The 17,018-nt window shown below is 39.4% G+C and carries 15 protein-coding genes, 1 tRNA gene and 1 pseudogene; 12 read left to right on the top strand and 5 right to left on the bottom strand.

Annotated features, from left to right (window positions below; translation table 11 throughout):
- Positions 1 to 81: 81 nt before the first annotated feature.
- Positions 82 to 906 (bottom strand): phosphate ABC transporter substrate-binding protein, encoded by an 825-nt coding sequence (locus tag FH976_RS12030; RefSeq protein ID WP_194091089.1) that lies wholly within the window; start codon positions 904 to 906, stop codon positions 82 to 84.
- 194 nt (positions 907 to 1,100) lie between these two features.
- Here FH976_RS12030 and FH976_RS12025 point away from each other — a divergent pair, with 194 nt between their 5' ends.
- On the top strand, positions 1,101 to 1,451 hold the full coding sequence (locus FH976_RS12025) for a DUF3024 domain-containing protein (protein WP_194091088.1): 351 nt from the start codon (positions 1,101 to 1,103) through the stop codon (positions 1,449 to 1,451).
- A gap of 123 nt (positions 1,452 to 1,574) precedes the next feature.
- Here FH976_RS12025 and rnb read toward each other — a convergent pair whose 3' ends face one another.
- A complete protein-coding gene (gene rnb / locus FH976_RS12020) occupies positions 1,575 to 3,614 on the bottom strand; it encodes an exoribonuclease II (RefSeq protein ID WP_194091087.1) in 2,040 nt (679 codons plus the stop codon).
- A gap of 404 nt (positions 3,615 to 4,018) precedes the next feature.
- On the opposite strand from rnb, the gene FH976_RS12015 reads away from it, so the two are divergent.
- The gene (locus FH976_RS12015; RefSeq protein WP_194091086.1) at positions 4,019 to 5,917 is read left to right on the top strand and encodes a DEAD/DEAH box helicase; all 1,899 of its coding nucleotides are present in this window, start codon (positions 4,019 to 4,021) and stop codon (positions 5,915 to 5,917) included.
- 320 nt (positions 5,918 to 6,237) lie between these two features.
- On the top strand, positions 6,238 to 7,428 hold the full coding sequence (locus tag FH976_RS12010; protein ID WP_194091085.1) for an acetate/propionate family kinase: 1,191 nt from the start codon (positions 6,238 to 6,240) through the stop codon (positions 7,426 to 7,428).
- Between the two features lie 49 nt (positions 7,429 to 7,477).
- On the opposite strand, the gene clcA is transcribed toward FH976_RS12010, so the two are convergent.
- On the bottom strand, positions 7,478 to 9,019 hold the full coding sequence (gene clcA / locus FH976_RS12005) for a H(+)/Cl(-) exchange transporter ClcA (RefSeq protein ID WP_194091084.1): 1,542 nt from the start codon (positions 9,017 to 9,019) through the stop codon (positions 7,478 to 7,480).
- Positions 9,020 to 9,622: 603 nt separating this feature from the next.
- Between clcA and FH976_RS12000 the strand changes: the two genes are divergently transcribed.
- Both FH976_RS12000 and FH976_RS11995 read left to right on the top strand, forming a co-directional pair.
- Complete coding sequence (locus tag FH976_RS12000) at positions 9,623 to 10,639, top strand: CobW family GTP-binding protein (RefSeq protein ID WP_194091083.1); 1,017 nt, start codon at positions 9,623 to 9,625, stop codon at positions 10,637 to 10,639.
- Complete coding sequence (locus FH976_RS11995) at positions 10,636 to 11,058, top strand: nitrous oxide-stimulated promoter family protein (RefSeq protein ID WP_194091082.1); 423 nt, start codon at positions 10,636 to 10,638, stop codon at positions 11,056 to 11,058. Before FH976_RS12000 ends, FH976_RS11995 begins: the two co-directional genes overlap by 4 nt.
- Positions 11,059 to 11,075: 17 nt before the next feature.
- On the opposite strand, the gene ylqF is transcribed toward FH976_RS11995, so the two are convergent.
- Complete coding sequence (ylqF, locus tag FH976_RS11990) at positions 11,076 to 12,026, bottom strand: ribosome biogenesis GTPase YlqF (RefSeq protein ID WP_194091081.1); 951 nt, start codon at positions 12,024 to 12,026, stop codon at positions 11,076 to 11,078.
- Positions 12,027 to 12,234: 208 nt separating this feature from the next.
- On the opposite strand from ylqF, the gene FH976_RS11985 reads away from it, so the two are divergent.
- The 3 genes from FH976_RS11985 (at position 12,235) to FH976_RS11975 (ending at position 14,185) form a co-directional block, all read left to right on the top strand.
- Positions 12,235 to 12,849 carry a class I SAM-dependent methyltransferase gene (locus FH976_RS11985; protein ID WP_194091080.1) on the top strand — a complete coding sequence of 205 codons (615 nt, stop codon included), beginning with the start codon at positions 12,235 to 12,237 and terminating at the stop codon, positions 12,847 to 12,849.
- A gap of 3 nt (positions 12,850 to 12,852) precedes the next feature.
- Entirely contained in the window at positions 12,853 to 13,980 is a 1,128-nt protein-coding gene (locus tag FH976_RS11980) for an HNH endonuclease (RefSeq protein WP_194091079.1), read from the top strand.
- A gap of 130 nt (positions 13,981 to 14,110) precedes the next feature.
- Positions 14,111 to 14,185: transfer RNA gene (locus FH976_RS11975), tRNA-Gly, on the top strand.
- A gap of 210 nt (positions 14,186 to 14,395) precedes the next feature.
- Here the strand turns inward: FH976_RS11975 and FH976_RS11970 are convergent.
- Positions 14,396 to 14,596 (bottom strand): helix-turn-helix domain-containing protein, encoded by a 201-nt coding sequence (locus FH976_RS11970; RefSeq protein ID WP_190339594.1) that lies wholly within the window; start codon positions 14,594 to 14,596, stop codon positions 14,396 to 14,398.
- Positions 14,597 to 14,727: 131 nt separating this feature from the next.
- Between FH976_RS11970 and FH976_RS11965 the strand changes: the two genes are divergently transcribed.
- The 4 genes and pseudogenes from FH976_RS11965 to FH976_RS11950 all read left to right on the top strand — a co-directional run.
- Entirely contained in the window at positions 14,728 to 14,940 is a 213-nt protein-coding gene (locus FH976_RS11965) for a hypothetical protein (protein ID WP_194091078.1), read from the top strand.
- Between the two features lie 12 nt (positions 14,941 to 14,952).
- The gene (locus FH976_RS11960; protein ID WP_194091077.1) at positions 14,953 to 16,128 is read left to right on the top strand and encodes a site-specific integrase; all 1,176 of its coding nucleotides are present in this window, start codon (positions 14,953 to 14,955) and stop codon (positions 16,126 to 16,128) included.
- Entirely contained in the window at positions 16,125 to 16,442 is a 318-nt protein-coding gene (locus FH976_RS11955; protein WP_194091076.1) for a hypothetical protein, read from the top strand. Before FH976_RS11960 ends, FH976_RS11955 begins: the two co-directional genes overlap by 4 nt.
- A gap of 76 nt (positions 16,443 to 16,518) precedes the next feature.
- Positions 16,519 to 16,704: pseudogene (locus FH976_RS11950) on the top strand (recombinase family protein); the annotation flags it as partial.
- Positions 16,705 to 17,018 lie beyond the last annotated feature (314 nt).

Genomic DNA, 17,018 nt, shown 5'->3' with positions numbered 1-17,018 from the left:
CCTCAATAAAATTAGAATACTTTAAAGGCTTCAATTATTTGAAGCCTTTTTTACATTTGGAGATAACATTTTTGATGCTGATTAATGGGAGAGTTTCGTCGGTGTGTACCCATAATCTATAATGATCTTTTGCCCTTCAGGAGAGACAATAAAGGCTAAAAAAGATTCGATGGGTTTATCTTGACGATCTTTCTTTTGCACCACTAGAAATGGACGGCTTAATTTATATTCTCCGCTGGAGATATTGGCTGATGTCGGCTTGATATTATTGAAGCTAATGGCTTTGATCGAGTTATCCAATGAACCCATAGAGATAAACCCAATCGCTTGAGGATTGTGATTAATGAGCGCCTTCATCATGCCATTGCTATTTACGACCAAAATTTTTGGACTGGTATTGGATACGAGATGGCCATTAATAATTTTGGTTAAGCCAAGTAAGCTTTCAAAACTATATCGCGATCCGGAAGATACCTCACGAGTGACAACGGCAATACCTTTATCCTCACCACCTACTTGCTTCCAATTTGTGATTTTTCCTTGATAAATTTGGGTGAGTTGTTCGGTTGTTAAATTACTGACAGGGTTTTTAATGTTGGCTGCAATGGCTATTCCATCGTGAGCAATGGTTGTCATGGTTAAATCTTTACTGAGTTCTGCTTCGGTTAGATAACGGGAACTCATGCCCAGATCTGCGACACCTTTGGTTGCTAAAATAATACCAGCGGTTGAGTCTACGCCTTGCACTGCAATATATGAACCTGGGTGAGTTTTATTATAGGTTTCTGCCAAGACATCCATAACTCGAGTGACAGAAGTAGAACCTGATACAACGATATCTTTTGCATATGCAGTCGAAATACAGATCAAGGAAGAAAGGAAACTCGTGAGCATCACACGTAACATGTATATCTCCAAAAATTGAATGAATATTGATTTATTGGGTATTATATGTTGGTTATGTGACATTTTCGTGAATAAAAATGTTAGCGTTAAATAACGAAACTCTAAACAGTAACTTTGGTAGAGACCTAAAGAAGAGGTTTATTTTCATCTATACTTATATTAAATGTAAGTCTGTATTTTAAGGCGATATTGATATGCCATCAGAAATAGAACTGCAGAGAATAAAGCGTAGGGCTGAAAAGCTTTGTCATATTCGTAATGAGAATTTGCCGTTAACGCAAGGGAAGTCGAGTTTCGATATTCAAGGTGAACAATTTATTTTTTATAAAGCCATGTTTTCGGTTGATTCGATGCGGTGTCAGCACGAATTCGAAGTGGCTAAATTACAGTATGATATGACGGGGAAACAATGGCATTTATTAGTGCGCACTGAAGCACATAAAGAGGATAAGTGGCAGGCTCACCTATTTCATCCCGTACATTGTGATGTATTACATTTACTGGCAGTGATTGAAAAAGACGCCGATGAATGTATTTGGAGTTAGGGATTATTGTCGTCTTATGTACTATGTATTGAAGCATAAAAAACACCCCAGATTAATCTGAGGTGTTTGAAATGGTACTGATTGATTAATGTTACTCAGGCCAGTTTGAGTTTTGACCTGATATTATTCTGTTAGCGCGTTATCAGTATTTTCTTGTATATCTTGAGCGTTATCTTCAGCCAAAGGTGCAAAGATTTGCGTTGGCTTAGCGGTGATGCTACGAGTATCGGTACTGACATTGATTAAAATAACGTCAATAATATCACCTAGTTTGAATTCAACCTGTTTGTCGATTTCTATTGTACCTAGTTCGCGAGAGCCAATAATGCGTTCCTTATTATCAATGATTTGAGAGCAAGGAATAAACACCGCAGCCCCATTTTCAAGTAAACGAGCACGCATACCGGCGCGATTGACATCGAATATCTCCGCTTGAAACGTAGTCTCATTTTTAGGTTCATTGATTAAAGTACGCGCATATAACCAATCCCCAACATTGCGCTCTGCCATGCCATGATAACGACGACACAATGACATTTCGTCACCAATGGTTTCATCGGGTACTTGCACTGGTGCTTTATCTAAGATCAACGCTTTAAGCATACGATGATTGATCATATCGCCATATTTACGGATTGGAGATGTCCAAGTGGCGTAAATATCTAATCCCATCGCATAATGTTCAGCTGGAAGGTGATTAATGACACTGTAGGCCTGACATTTACGAATGCGATTATCTAAATAAGAAGTATCTTGTTTTCCGAGCCAGCGACGCAGAGCACTAAAACCTTCTAGAGTCGCAATGGATTCAGCGCTAAAACCTAGCTCACCTTTAGGGTCAACCAGTTCAATCACATCTTTTAACTTGTCTTCTTTAAAACCGGCATGAGTATTGAAGATACCTGACTGGAACTTTTGTTTAAGTGCGGTTCCTGCACAGATATTAGCGGTGATCATGGCTTCTTCAACCAACTTATTGGCGGTACGGCGTAAATCCGCATGAATCGCGATCACATCATTATCTTCACTTAGCTCAAAGCGGTAATCCGGGCGATCTGGAAATACGACTGCATTGTTTAAGCGCCACGTAGCACGAGCTTTGGCGAATTCATGCAATGCTGAAATCACGGGGGCTATGCTTTCTTGTGGTTGCCAATCTTTGTTTGAGTCTTCCAACCAATCAGAGACTTTATCGTAAGACAGGCGAGCGTGTGATTTTATTGTGGCGGCAAAGAAATGAATATCATCACCAATGACACCATCTTTAGATACGGTGACCGAGCAACATAGCGCAGGTCGAAGTTCATCTTGTTTTAGTGAGCAAAGATCATCTGCTAAATCGCGTGGCAGCATTGGAATATTACGACCAGGTAAATAGATAGTGAAACCACGTTTACGAGCGACTTTATCCATATCTGAATCTGGAGTGATGTAAGCGGTTGGATCGGCGATGGCAATTGTGAGTTTAAAATCACCTTCTGCTGTGGTTTCAGCATAAAGCGCATCATCCATATCTTTAGTGGATTCACCATCGATGGTCACAAATGGTGTGGCCGTCATATCAACGCGTTCTAGTGCTTCATCATCGATTAATTGCCATTCTTCGCCTTCTTCTAAGCCAGCAGGTTCGCAGTTTGGCAAATCATTTTGTGCCAGTGTTACCCACCAAGGCGCAATCTTGTCATCGGCATCCGTAATTTTATCGGAGATTTCGGCTAGGAATTGGTCATTAGTATTATCGGCCATAAGAGGGTGTTCAATTAAATGTGCAACAACCCAATCACCTTCATTGAGGGATTCGGGGTTTACACCCTTACGAGCTTTAGCTTTAAGCGATAATTTACGCAGTTGCGGATGATCGGGCACCACATTCAAGCGGCCTTTAAATTTTTTCACTCGCGCAATAAAGCGAGTCAGAGAAGGCTCAATCAGTTCATCCGGTTCTGCGCTTTCTTTGTCATTTTCACTGCGAATGATCGCAATAACCTTGTCGCCATGAATACACTTTTTCATAAATGCAGGTGGAATAAAGTAACTTTTCTTACTATCCACTTCTAAGAAGCCAAAGCTTTTATCGGTTGCTTTTACGGTACCTTCTTTCTTTGGCAGCGTTTCTTTCATTTGTTGTTTGAGTTGAGCGAGGAGCGGATTGTCTGAGAACATGGGCTTCTTTCTAAATTTAGTGAGTCGAATTCTATGAGGCACACTATAATGATTGCACCATGGGATTACCACTTTATTACCTTGCCTTTTTAGTTTGTTTTTGCACCTCTCACATTGTTTGCATAAAGAGGGGAGTTCTGACGATTTAATCAGCTGTAAAATGGTGATTTAGTGTTGCTTTTACGATTCTGGCTTCCAAATCAACAAAAATGTGATGAAATTCAATTTTTCCTAGCTTTTTTTGTGTTTATCAGGCAGAATTCGCCTCCCTTAATGATGTCCCGAAACAGCTTAAGGCGTTTTCTACCTAATCCATGATTTTTATGGAACACGAAGTTAGGGTAGGTATTAGAGGTAGTTGAGCTTAATGGGACCGAAATTTTCCTTAAATAAGTAGGAACCCCATGCAAGAATCTGAAATCAAATTTATCGATCTAGACCTTAATGAAAATCTTCTTTCTGCTCTAAATTCGATGGGCTTTGAAACCCCAACCCCAATCCAAGCCGCTTCTATTCCTTTCCTTCTTGAAGGTAAAGATGCATTAGGTAAAGCGCAAACAGGTACTGGTAAAACGGCAGCGTTTTCTCTACCTGTTCTGAATAAAATTAATCTTAACCAACACAAACCACAAGCTATTGTAATGGCACCGACTCGCGAACTTGCAATCCAAGTCGCGGCAGAAATCAAAGTCCTTGGCCAAAATATTAAAGGCTTAAAGGTTATTGAAATCTACGGTGGCGCATCGATTGTTGACCAAATGCGTGGCCTGAAAAATGGTTCTCACATTGTTGTTGGTACTCCAGGTCGTGTAAAAGATTTAATTAATCGTCGCTCTCTTCAATTAGACGAAGTAAAAACTTTCGTTCTTGATGAAGCCGATGAAATGCTAAAAATGGGCTTTGTTGATGACGTAACTTGGATCATGGAACAAGCACCAGAATCTGCACAGCGTGTACTTTTCTCTGCGACTATGCCTCCAATGGTAAAAACGATTGTTGATCGTTTCCTACGTAATCCTGCCCGTGTTGATGTTGCTGGTGAAAACCGCACTGTTGCTAAAGTTGAGCAAAATTACTGGGTAGTAAAAGGCGTAGAGAAAGACGAAGCAATGTCTCGTCTACTTGAAACTGAAGAAACGGATGCGTCAATCGTGTTTGTGCGTACTCGTCAAGATACTGAACGTTTATCAGATTGGTTATCGGCTCGTGGTTTTAAATCAGCTGCATTACACGGCGATATTCCTCAAGCACAACGTGAACGTACTGTTGATAACATCAAACGTGGTGTGATTGATATTTTAGTTGCAACTGACGTTGTTGCTCGTGGTCTTGATGTACCTCGTATTACTCACGTATTTAACTACGATATTCCATTCGATACTGAATCATACATTCACCGTATTGGTCGTACTGGCCGTGCTGGGCGTACTGGTAAAGCAGTATTGTTGGTGCGTACAAACCAAATTCGTATGTTACGTACGATTGAGCGTGTAACTCGATCGAGCATGGAAGAAATTCAACTTCCTAACCGCGATAAAGTAGCAGAAGCACGTCTTGCTAAGTTAGGCGCAGAACTAGAAGCTGAAAAAGGCAATGCATCATTAGCAAGCTTTGCTGAACTGATTGAAAAATTACAAGTTTCTTTAGAGGTTGATGCGGCAACACTTGCGGCTATCTTACTTCAGCGTCAACAAGGTAAGCGTCCTTTGTTCTATCAGGGTCCAGATCCAATGGTTGATGCGATTGAGCGTGAAAATAAGCGTCGTAAAGAGCGTCGTGATAACCCTCGTGATGATCGTGAAGGCGGTCGTGATAGTGGTCGTTCATTCGGTGGCACTAAACAAGATTGGGATACCTACCAATTGCAAGTAGGCCGTGACAGTGGTGTTCAAGTGAAAGATATCGTTGGCGCATTAGCAAACGAACTTGGCTTAACAAAGCACTCAATTGGTGCGATTAAACTGGCTCAAGGTCATACATTTGTTCAGCTTCCAAAAGCAATGACTTCAGACGTTGCTGGTAAGCTTAAAAAATTACGTATTCGCCAGAAAGAAGTAAGTGCCGTTATTTGTGATTTTGATGACTTCCGTGAATCTCGTGGCCCTCGTGGCGGTGCAGGTTCTGGCGCTCCTCGTCGTGATGGCGGTAACTCTCGCGGTGGACGTGGTGGTGAAGGTCATCGTGGTCGTCGTGAAGGTGGAGCTCCTGCTGGTGGTCGTGATGGCGAACGTCGTTTTGACCGCAATCGTAGTAGTGCTGCGAAAGGCAAACCTGCTGCGCCTCGTACTAACCGCGACGCATAAATCAAATCTACGATGCTCAATTAAATTGAGTGTAAGCTAGAACAATAAACCGAGAAAGCAATTTTGCTATCTCGGTTTTTTTTATGTCCAGTTATTGGATATTTAAGTTTTATAATGGAAGAGACTTTCAGCAAATATTTTATCGTGCAAATTAAATAAAGGCTTGTTGTAGATCAAGTGAATTCAGACTCTTTTCGCCCTCATTGCAAAGAAAAGTTGAAAAAATAAAAAAATGTTGAATAATGGTGGCTCACTTATAAATTGAAAGTAAGTTGTTTTTACCACTTACTGTTTTACTAATCGCATATAAGAGAAAACTCATGTCAAATCAATATGTACTCGTTATCAATTCTGGAAGCTCTTCACTTAAGTTTGCTGTTATCAACTCTGAATCAGGTGAGGCAGTGTTAACAGGTTTAGGTGAATGTTTTGGCCTAGAAGATTCTCGTATGAACTGGAAGTACCAAGGTGAAAAACAAGAAGTGTCTATTGTGGGTGAAGAGAATCACCATCAGCTAGCGATCAGTAAGCTGGTAGATATTGTGGCAGAATATAATCTGACAGATGCCATTATTGCTGTGGGACACCGTATTGTTCATGGTGGCGAGAAGTTTACCAAAACGGTTAAAATTAATGAGCAAGTGCTTAATGATATTGAAGCCGTAAAAGAGCTAGCACCATTACATGCGCCTGCCAATGTTATCGGCATAAAAGCAGCATTAAAAGCTTTTCCTGCATTACCCCAGTTTGCTGTATTTGATACTGCCTTTCATCAAACTATGCCAGCTAAAGCCTATATGGGTGCAATTGACAAAACACTTTATGATGAGTACTCAATTCGTCGTTATGGATTCCATGGTACTAGTCACTATTTCGTAAGCCGTGAAGCTGCGAAAATGATTCATAAGCCAGTTGAAGAATGCAGTTTTATCTCTGTTCACCTCGGTAATGGTGCCTCGGTCTGTGCAATTAAAAATGGCAAAAGCGTTGATACCAGCATGGGATTTACTCCACTGTCTGGACTTATGATGGGAACACGTTGTGGCGATCTTGACCCAGGCATTATTGAGTTTTTGATCAACAAAGGTTGGTCTCCAGAAAAAGTGTTCAATACTTTAAATAAAAAGTCAGGTTTTCTTGGTGTGTCGGGTTTAACCAGTGATGCGCGTGGAATTTTAGAAGCAATGGAAGAAGGGCATGAAGGGGCGACGTTAGCATTTCAAGTCTTTACATATCGCGTTGCTAAATATATTGGCTCTTATATGGTGGCATTAGATAAACTTGATGGCATTATTTTTACTGGCGGTATTGGTGAAAATGCATTACCCATTCGCCGTGAAATTTTGAAATATTTAAATATCTTCGGCTACAAAGAAAATGAACAAGCGGATGCAGATGCTCGTTTTGGTGGAGAAGGCATCATCACAACAGAAGACTCTCCTGTCGCGATGGTTATTCCAACGAATGAAGAATTTGTTATTGCTCAAGAATCAGTAGCATTAATGGTCTAAATAATAGAAAAAAGGAAAGTCATTGCTGAGTTTTTCGGTAATGGCTTTTTTAGTTTTCCTCCTTCTTCATATCCTTATCTGAAGAAGAGGCATCCTGCTCACTATCCATCTCTGATAATTCCGAATTGTTAGTGGAGAAACTTTCTTCTCCCAACTCATCTGTTTTTACATCTTCTGCTTTTTCTTTAGCATTGTGGTCGGCCAATGGTAGATCACCTTGCTGTAGTTTGGCTTTCTTCAATGTACGATGCAGTAATTGAGTATAAATTGGTTGTCCATTTAATAACTGAGCTGTAATGGTCGCGCCTAAAGTGGTGATAATCAGCGGTAGAATTAGATGGTAATTATTGGTCATTTCAATTACGAGCAAAATACCAGTAATAGGCGCTCTTACGGTTGCGGCAAATAATGCACCCATGCCAGCAATCGCAAACATACCCGGTTCAATGGGCAAGCTTGGATCAATGTAGAGTGCAAATTGACCAAAAAAGGTGCCAAATAAAGTACCGAGAGCAAGCATTGGAGCAAAAATGCCACCCGGTGCACCTGAACCAAAACAAATTAACGTAGTTGCAACTCGGGCTATAAATAAAATCATCAATATACTGGTGCTATAATCACCGTTGGTTGCTCCAGGAATTATAGCAATACCACCGCCTGTTAATTCAGGCAAATAGAGTAGAAGAAGGCCAAAAACCCCTCCAATTACGGTTCCAGTTATCAAATATCGCTTACGTTCGTTACGGTGGATCAAGACAAACATATCTTGCGACCAAGTAACGAGTCGGTTGAATGTCACACCAAAAATGCCAAAAATTAAGCCCAAAACCAAAAATAGCCATAAAGTATGCAGTTCTGGTGCATTGTACTGAGGCATGGTAATGACGGCATCTTGACCCTTTAAGGTTCGAAATACGATGGTCGACATAACAGAGGAAATAATGACGGCTTTTATCGACAAAAGGTTATAGCGAAAATGAGGCCGCATTTCTTCAACAACAAACATGATACCAGCAAGTGGAGCATTAAATGCAGCGGCTAAACCCCCCGCAGCACCACAAGCTAATAAAGAATGGCGGCCTTCTTGGTTTTTAAGTCGGAATATATCAGAAACCATTCGGCCAATATTGCCACCCATTTGTACCGTTGGCCCTTCTCGGCCAAGTACCATCCCAGAGCCTAATGCACCCAAGCCACCAAAGAATTTCACAGGTAGAACTCGCCACCAGCGAACAGGACGAATGTCATCCATCGCGCCTTCAATCTCAGGAATGCCTGAACCTGCGGCTTCTGGAGCAAATCGATGAACGAGATAGTAGCCAATAAAAGCGAGCACAGCGCTGACGAGAATTGCAGACACCCAAAGTGGTAATAATGAGCCAAGTTCTTGTTTTAACCAATCGGTTCGTGTTTCTGACACCCATGTTACGGCGATTTCAAAAAAAGTACCCGCGAGACCAGCGAATAAACCAACGACTACGGAAAGGCATAAAATCGAAATAGGGGTTTTATCCCTTGTCAAAATCACACCTACAAATTTTTTAGATTTGTATCGAGATAAAGACAGTTTGAACGATTTTGGTGTGGCCATTAGGGTATATGCTTCCTATAATTTGAAGAATTAAGCATGAAACTTATTTAGACGATAATTATAAAATGTTGCTGGAGAATTACATCCAATTGTTACGAAAAGTAAGTTTACTTATAAAGCCGTCAAATAGCACAGCTTTTATACAAAAATTATATTGCTAATGTGGCTTGTAATTTATCATTTCTATACCATACTTTTATTAGTAGAAAGCATACTTACATGGAGGGAATAGCTTCTACAGTGGAAAGCGATATTGATTGTGCTACAGACATATCGTTAGTGAAAAGCGTTAGAGATTTTAACGTTATGTGAAACATGAGAAATAAAGAGTACAGTGTGAAAAATATCGTTACATATAATGAAATCCTCGACTTATGGTCAACAGGATATCTTACCTGCTTGACTCGCATACTCACGATTGAGTCTCGAGGGGAAAGCGCACTGCAAATGGTGCGCTTTTTACTATTTGTCATAAAGTAATGCTGCCATAAAGTAATTCTGTAATAAGTTAACGCTGCGATAAAGTAATAGTGCTTTATTAAATAATTCCTTGGAGTCCGTATTTTAAAGTATATATACTGCGGGCTTAGTTAAGGAGTATGTATGTCAAAGCGTGTTGCCACTAATATCATTACTGGATTTTTAGGCTCGGGGAAAACCACAACAATCTTACATTTATTAATGAATAAGCCTAAAAATGAAAACTGGGCGGTTTTGGTTAATGAATTTGGTGAGATAGGCATTGATGGGGCTCTGATGACCGAGCAAGGAGCCATGATTAAAGAAATTCCTGGTGGTTGTATGTGCTGTACTGCCGGTGTTCCTATGTCTGTAGGCATCAATGCGCTCTTAAGAACAAAGCCAGATCGCTTACTGATTGAACCTACGGGGCTTGGGCACCCTAAAGAAGTGACGTCTAAATTACTTTCAGACCAATTCTCCCCTTATGTAAATTTGAAAGCGACCATTGCTTTAGTTGATCCTCGGCATATATCGAATGAAAAATACAGCAGCAATCAAAACTTCAATGACCAATTAGATTCGGCTCAAATTATCGTTGCCAATAAAGCCGATCAATCATCAGAACAAGATCTTGATAACTTGATCCATTGGTTTGAACGTTTCAGAAATAAGCATGAAGATAAAGCCAAACAATTCCAATTAATTACCACATCACAAGGGTCAATAGATTTAACTCTATTAGACCAAGAGAGAGCGCCAGAACCTGAATTAGCTTCTGACCATTCAAGTCATTCTCACAGCCACTTAGATCCTCAATTTGGTTTACAACCTGGGCAAGAATATGTTCGTAAAGAGAATAAAGGCGAAGGCTATTTTAGTTGTGGCTGGCTGTTTGGAGCAGAATACACCTTCAATTTTGATCTGCTTTTCTCAATGCTTTCATCACTCACCGCAGAGCGAATTAAAGCTGTCATGAATACCGATCAAGGTTGTTATGCATTTAATGTCTCTAATGGCATTGTATCTGTAAATAAAATGACACTTGAAGGCTACGAGTCTCGTATTGAAGTTATCGACGATGAGTTACTACCATGGCAACAACTGGAAGATGTGTTGCTGTCATTAATTATTAATACCCGCAATGGCAATGATGAATGAAAAAAACGCTATTCAATAGTGAACAATTGATAGGCTCACTACAAACCGAATATCAAACCCTGCAAGCAATGATTCGTATTTATTGTCGGGCTCAACATGCCATTAATATGGGTGATAAAAGTAATATAGGTTTATGCGTAGAGTGTCAGAATTTATTAGCTTATGCTGAAATGCGTTTAGATCGCTGCCCTTATGGCGAAACAAAACCGACCTGCAACAAATGTCCAATACATTGCTATAAACCAGAACCAAAAACACAAATGCGCAATGTGATGATTTATGCAGGCCCACGTATGTTAGTACCACACCCCATTCTAGCTATTCGTCATTTAATCAAAGAACGTAAAAAAGCGGCAGGAAAACCCGCCGCTAATCAATCAAATCGAGCCAAAAGAATGGCAAACAGCGCTAGTTCTTAGAGTTATCGCTCCCAGAACTAGCGTTTATTGCGTAGATAACGCTTACGGCGCTCTTCCTTCTTTTTAATCTGTGCTTCTTTTTTACGCTCAGCTTCAATTTCTACTTCGATTAATTCTTGAGTAATCATTTCTGGCAGTTCTAAGGTGACTTTCCCTAAAGTACCACTGCGTAGTTCATGTAATAGAATTTCAGATGCTTTATGTAAATCGATGCGACCACCTGCACGTAAAGCACCACGTTTACGACCAATCTCTTCCATCCACTCAACATCGCTTTGTGGTAATTCTTCAATGTTGTAACGCGCTTGTAGTAGCAGTGGATAATGTGCGGCTAAATATTCTACGGTATAAAATGCTACTTCATCGTATTCCATAGCCGTGTCTTTTACCGCGCCCGTTGCTGCTAAGCGAAAACCAGAGTGTGGATTTTCAACTTTCGGCCATAAGATCCCAGGAGTATCCGATAGTACAATGCCGTTTTGTAGATTAATGCGTTGCTGACGACGAGTCACTGCGGGTTGGTTCCCTGTTTGCGCGATCATACGACCAGCTAAGGTATTGATAATCGTTGATTTACCTACATTCGGTATCCCCATGATCATCGTGCGAATATCTTTACCAATATCACTGCGGTGAGGCGCAAGCTTACGGCATAATTCCATGATTTTGAAAACCTCTTGCGGATTTTCAGTGGTAATAGCCATGGCTTTCACACCTTGCTCTTTTTCGAAGTGATCAATCCATAATTGGGTTAATTCTGGATCTGCGAGATCACGTTTGTTCAGTACCTTAATACAAGGTTTATCACCGCGTAGGTGTGAAATTAATGGGTTTTCACTAGAAAAAGGAATTCGAGCATCCAATACTTCAATAATGACATCAATTTTCGGAATAACTTCTTCGATTTCTTTACGAGCTTTGTGCATATGGCCCGGAAACCATTGAATTGAGTTGTTAATTGTCGACATTGAATCGCCTTTAATTGAGTACGAGTGTTATGGGTGCGTAATCGAGGGATATTAACACTTTATAGCAGATGCGGAAATGCATAAACTCGTTAATCATCTTCATTGATATCTGTGATCTTAATCACAGTTACTCATACTTATCTAATACTTAATCGTCATGTACAATCAACCTATATATTATTAGCTAATTCAACATATGAGCTGATTTATGTCTGCAAATATTTCCTTTTACAACACTAATGCTACTCAATTGACAAAACTATATGATTCTCTGGAATTTGAGAATGTTCATAAGTCATGGTGTTTATATTGGCCTAATACTTATTCAAAGGTGCTCGATATAGGAGCCGGTTCCGGCCGTGATGCACAATGGTTCCTTCAGAAAGGTTGCTCAGTCGTTGCCGTCGAGCCAGCAAAAGAGCTTCGTCGGCTAGGCTCTTTAAGTACCCCTCCTCAAATTCATTGGTTAGATGATTCCTTGCCAACTTTGCTAGAAGTCAGAAAGTTATCTTGTGAATACGATCTTATTTTGATTTCTGCTGTATGGATGCATTTAAATGCTATGCAGCGAGAAGAGTCGATTGCTGTGTTATCAAGCCTACTTTCTGAAAGTGGAAAGTTGGTGATTACATTGCGTCATGGAAGCTTTGATGATGACCGCGATGCTTTCTGCGTTTCAATTGATGAATTAAAACAATTAGGTCAAGTTGTAGGGTTGACTGTATGTCATATAGTGGATGATTCGGACTCTTTGAATCGGGCTGAAATATTTTGGCAAACCGTAGTGTTGGAAAAGATTAATAATCATTTAGCTAGAGAGTAAATAATGTCATTAGAATATTATTTAGATCGTTTTCAAAATTTGAAAGTGAATAGTGCAGCTGGTAAGAAGAGCCCACATAAAGTGTGTATGTTATTGGCTGTAATGGATTTAATTCAAGCGGGTTATATTAATTCAAATCAGATTCAGCTTAATCAAGTGCTTAAAGATCGGTTTACTCATCATTTTGATAATCTGGCTCAGGGTAAAGATAAAAACACACCAGAGAACCCATTCTTCCATTTAAGAAGCGAAGGCTTTTGGCATCTTTATTATAAAGATGGCTATGATAAATCATTAGTTATCCGCTACTCAGCTAAGGCGATAACGTATGCCTATATAGATGAAGATCTTTTTAGTTATATGAAAAGCCATATCGTTTCTAATGAACTTAAAGATGCATTGGTCTCGAACCTTTCAGATTTAGCTTCGCTGTATCATCAGTGGATGGTAGATATTGGTAAATCTGAAAAAACAGCGCAAAACTATCTTGGAGCAATAAGAGGTGCGATTTCAAACTGGTTGATGGATGCTGGTGAAATAGATGTACCATTAACCGATATTAATTCATATAGACAATTTGTGGGCTATGAAGAAAAGGCTAGAAAATTAGAGGAGTTTCAAATTCGCGATTCGAAAGGTAAGGGAATGTATAGCGCAGCCTTGTCCCATTATCATACTTTTTTAGCGGATTTATCCCAAATTGACGTTAATGCTGATATCAAGCAAGTTATGACAGATAAAACGCTATCTGAAACGGAAAAAACCATCTTAGTTAATACAAGGGTTGGGCAAGGGCATTTTAGAACCAAATTGATTCAGATGTGGGGTGGATGTGCGGTTACGGGCTATCGCAATACGCAGTTGTTATTGGCATCTCATATTAAACCGTGGCGGAAGTCTAACAATGAAGAAAGGCTTGATAGGTTTAATGGTCTATTGTTGTTGGCAAATTTAGACAAGGCTTTTGATCTTGGTTTTATTTCCTTTGATGATAACGGTAAGGTACTTATATCTAGTTGCCTTGAAACACCAAATGTTATCGGGCTAAGAGAAGATATGTCTTTTAAGATTATGAATGATCATAAGCGTTATCTAGGATTTCACCGTGAAGAACTATTTAAAGGACTGTGATTTTTAGGTGCTAAATGTAAAATTGTTCATATTCTATGCACTTAGATTAGTATTATTATAAAAGAGCTTTTTTTTTCGATAAGTTATGGCATTATGGTCGGGCTTTCAAAGAGAACCTATCTCATATTAAGCGTGCGTCGTATAATGGCTATTACCTCAGCCTTCCAAGCTGATGATGCGGGTTCGATTCCCGCCGCACGCTCCAAATCTTATCGTTACAAAATCCAATTTAACTCTTTGAAAAATAACACTCTTTATTGAGTGGTTTTGTGTATCTGGTGTTCTTCGATTGTCTAACAATCCTTACCTAAAATAGCTCGGTGGCCAAACGGTGGCCATTTGGTGTCCATAGCTGTTTTTTAATGAGAAATTATAAATGAGCTGAAATCATCAGCCCAATATTAGAAAAACTAATTTACTTTTCTTGTTCTAGTAGATCTCCTACCGAAATATTTAAGTAACTGCAAAGCGTATCGATCACTTCTAAATCTACTCGTGTGGCTGTCTCATTATATAGTCGAGTAATTGTTCCGCGATTGACTCCTGTATCTCTAGATACATCTGAAATTTTCAGTTTTTTTTCACCTAGAATTTTTGATAGGTGGCACTTAATCATGTTCCTCTCCAGATAAAAATGTTCTTCTATAGGTCAAAAATGGTTGTAATAGATAATTTTAATGCTATATTTAATCTGCAGGAGGTAATTACGACCTTTTGCGGGTTAAATTAATTATCAGGAGATTGTAAATGAGCATGACGTATCTGACAACAAAAGAACTATCTGAACGTATTAAATATGATACGAGAACAATTAGAGAGCAATTGAAAGATGCCGTTTTATTTGAAGGGGTTCATTATGTGCGCCCATTTGGAGGGAGAAAAATATTGTTCTTATGGGAGCGAATTGAAGAGGAGATTTTAAATGGAATGACGATTGATTCGTTAATTACTGGGTTATAAGGATGGTTCGTTATGGGCGTGATTAATGTAAGAAACAATAAATTAGTACTTCAATTTCGTTATCTTGGTAATAGATGCCGTGAACAGACTCAATTACCTGATACCCCTGCAAATCAAAAACGATTACAGAATTTGCTAAAACGTATTGAAGCTGAAATTATTATCGGTACTTTCAAATATTCATCATATTTTCCGAAAAGTAATAACGCGATAAAATTTAGTGCGCTCGATGAACAAAAACAAACAGCTAAAGAGTATTTTGACAGTCCAGATTCACCGATGTTTGAACAGTTTGCTGAAACGTGGTTAGCCGAAAAACAAGTGGAATGGCGGATTGGCCATTATACGGATGTTGAAGGAGCGCTAAACAACCATATTTTGCCTAAATTTGGTAAAAAGAAGATCAGCGTCATCACTAAACAAGATATTCTCTCTTTTCGAACTGCTCTCGCCAAAGTTCAAGGACGAAAAGGAAAGGTACTATCCCCATCACGGATTAATCATATTATGACACCGTTAAGAATGATCCTTAATGAAGCCGCCGATCGATATGAGTTTACTTCGCCTTGGCGAAATATTAAAGCCTTAAAAGTTCCTCGTACTGAAGTTGATCCATTTAATTTTCAAGAAGTAGAACAGGTCATTAAAGCTGCGCCAGAAGAATTTAAAAATTATTACATTGTCCGGTTTTTTACTGGCTTACGTAGTAGTGAAATAGATGGATTAACTTGGAAACAGGTTGATTTAGAGGCTAAGCGCTTAACGGTGTCGCAAAGTCTTGTTAGGGGCGTTGTTGGATCACTAAAAACAGATAGCTCTTTTCGAACCATTGATTTACCAACCCGCGTAGTGGACGCACTAAAAAAGCAAAAACAAAATCGTGTATCAAAACAACCTTTTGTATTTACCAATCAAAAAGGTCTTCCTTTGAACTATCAAGTTGTATCACGATCAGTTTGGTATCCAATGCTTGAACGAGCGGGTTTAAAACCCCGTAACCCATACCAAACCAGGCATACTTATGCGACGTTATTATTAGCGGCAGGTGAGTCTCCAGAATGGATTGCTAATCAAATGGGACATACAACGACAACTATGTTATTTCGAGTATATTCCCGCTACGTGCCAAACTTGATGAGACGTGATGGGACAGCCTTTGAAGCACTACTGCAAGCGGAGGAATTATGATGAATTATTCTCCGTTAGCTATTCATTGTACCAGCTTGTGTTTTGATATCATTCAAAGTCAATCTTTTGATAAATTAACACTTGAAGATATTGAGCAGTTTAAGCATGAGATTTATTGGTTACTAAAAGAAAGAGCCTGCATGTGGCCACAGCAATACCACCGTGAACATGAATTTCTAGAATCTGTAGCACTTAGTGTTGTTGGCGTGCTTTTAAAATGTAAAATTCATCGCTCTGTAAGAAGTACAAACTGGATCTTGTGCACGATGGAAAAGAATATAGATCGAACTATTCATTACCTTCAAAATCAGTAACGACTATAAATGATAAGAGAACCACATAAAGTGGCTCTCTTACTGTACTAAATTCTATAGGAATGCTGAGGGAGAAGGGGATAAACTCATTTTTGCCGAAGTCAGCCGAATAGCTCGTTCTACCCTGCAAGTATTAGAAGTGCTTGAAGTTTGCATGGATAAAGGTATTTGCGTTTATATTGGCAAACAAAATATGCAGCTTGATGGGTCCATGCAATCAAAAATCACTGCGACCGTTCTTGGGTTTGCAGCAGAAATCGAACTGTAAAAATCCCCTAAAATAGGTGCATTTCCATTTAGAGTTCTCGTGTTTAAACTAACTTAAACGGAGAGCGATTATGAAAAAATCACGCTATACATCAGCTTCCATGCTTTGCCTTTTAACACCTGCTTACAACTGGTCTTGGATAAACTCTCGGATTCGTTTATGAACCTTAACTGGATTGTACGAGTCGCGATAAAAGCTAAAATGACGCTGAGCCTTTACACTCACGCTATACCACTGTACTTAGTGTGGCGTCAGCTAGCGACCAGCCTGCAATAAAATTAAGATATCTTATTCAGACTGCCAGTAAA

Origin of the sequence: Vibrio hibernica, assembly GCF_015223435.1 — a bacterium.
GTDB lineage: Bacteria > Pseudomonadota > Gammaproteobacteria > Enterobacterales > Vibrionaceae > Vibrio > Vibrio hibernica.
The sequence above is the reverse complement of the archived record's forward strand: the minus strand, read 5'-3'. Positions and strand labels throughout refer to the sequence as shown.

Excerpts from the sequence above, each read along its gene's own strand:
- FH976_RS12015 (WP_194091086.1), top strand. The coding sequence starts at position 4,019 with ATGCAAGAATCTGAAATCAAATTTATCGATCTAGACCTTAATGAAAAT.
- FH976_RS11970 (WP_190339594.1), bottom strand. The coding sequence starts at position 14,596 with ATGATTAAGTGCCACCTATCAAAAATTCTAGGTGAAAAAAAACTGAAA.
- FH976_RS12000 (WP_194091083.1), top strand. The coding sequence starts at position 9,623 with ATGTCAAAGCGTGTTGCCACTAATATCATTACTGGATTTTTAGGCTCG.
- FH976_RS11985 (WP_194091080.1), top strand. The coding sequence starts at position 12,235 with ATGTCTGCAAATATTTCCTTTTACAACACTAATGCTACTCAATTGACA.
- clcA (WP_194091084.1), bottom strand. The coding sequence starts at position 9,019 with ATGGCCACACCAAAATCGTTCAAACTGTCTTTATCTCGATACAAATCT.
- FH976_RS12030 (WP_194091089.1), bottom strand. The coding sequence starts at position 906 with ATGTTACGTGTGATGCTCACGAGTTTCCTTTCTTCCTTGATCTGTATT.
- FH976_RS12010 (WP_194091085.1), top strand. The coding sequence starts at position 6,238 with ATGTCAAATCAATATGTACTCGTTATCAATTCTGGAAGCTCTTCACTT.
- FH976_RS11965 (WP_194091078.1), top strand. The coding sequence starts at position 14,728 with ATGAGCATGACGTATCTGACAACAAAAGAACTATCTGAACGTATTAAA.
- FH976_RS11955 (WP_194091076.1), top strand. The coding sequence starts at position 16,125 with ATGATGAATTATTCTCCGTTAGCTATTCATTGTACCAGCTTGTGTTTT.
- FH976_RS11995 (WP_194091082.1), top strand. The coding sequence starts at position 10,636 with ATGAAAAAAACGCTATTCAATAGTGAACAATTGATAGGCTCACTACAA.
- ylqF (WP_194091081.1), bottom strand. The coding sequence starts at position 12,026 with ATGTCGACAATTAACAACTCAATTCAATGGTTTCCGGGCCATATGCAC.
- FH976_RS11980 (WP_194091079.1), top strand. The coding sequence starts at position 12,853 with ATGTCATTAGAATATTATTTAGATCGTTTTCAAAATTTGAAAGTGAAT.
- rnb (WP_194091087.1), bottom strand. The coding sequence starts at position 3,614 with ATGTTCTCAGACAATCCGCTCCTCGCTCAACTCAAACAACAAATGAAA.
- FH976_RS12025 (WP_194091088.1), top strand. The coding sequence starts at position 1,101 with ATGCCATCAGAAATAGAACTGCAGAGAATAAAGCGTAGGGCTGAAAAG.
- FH976_RS11960 (WP_194091077.1), top strand. The coding sequence starts at position 14,953 with ATGGGCGTGATTAATGTAAGAAACAATAAATTAGTACTTCAATTTCGT.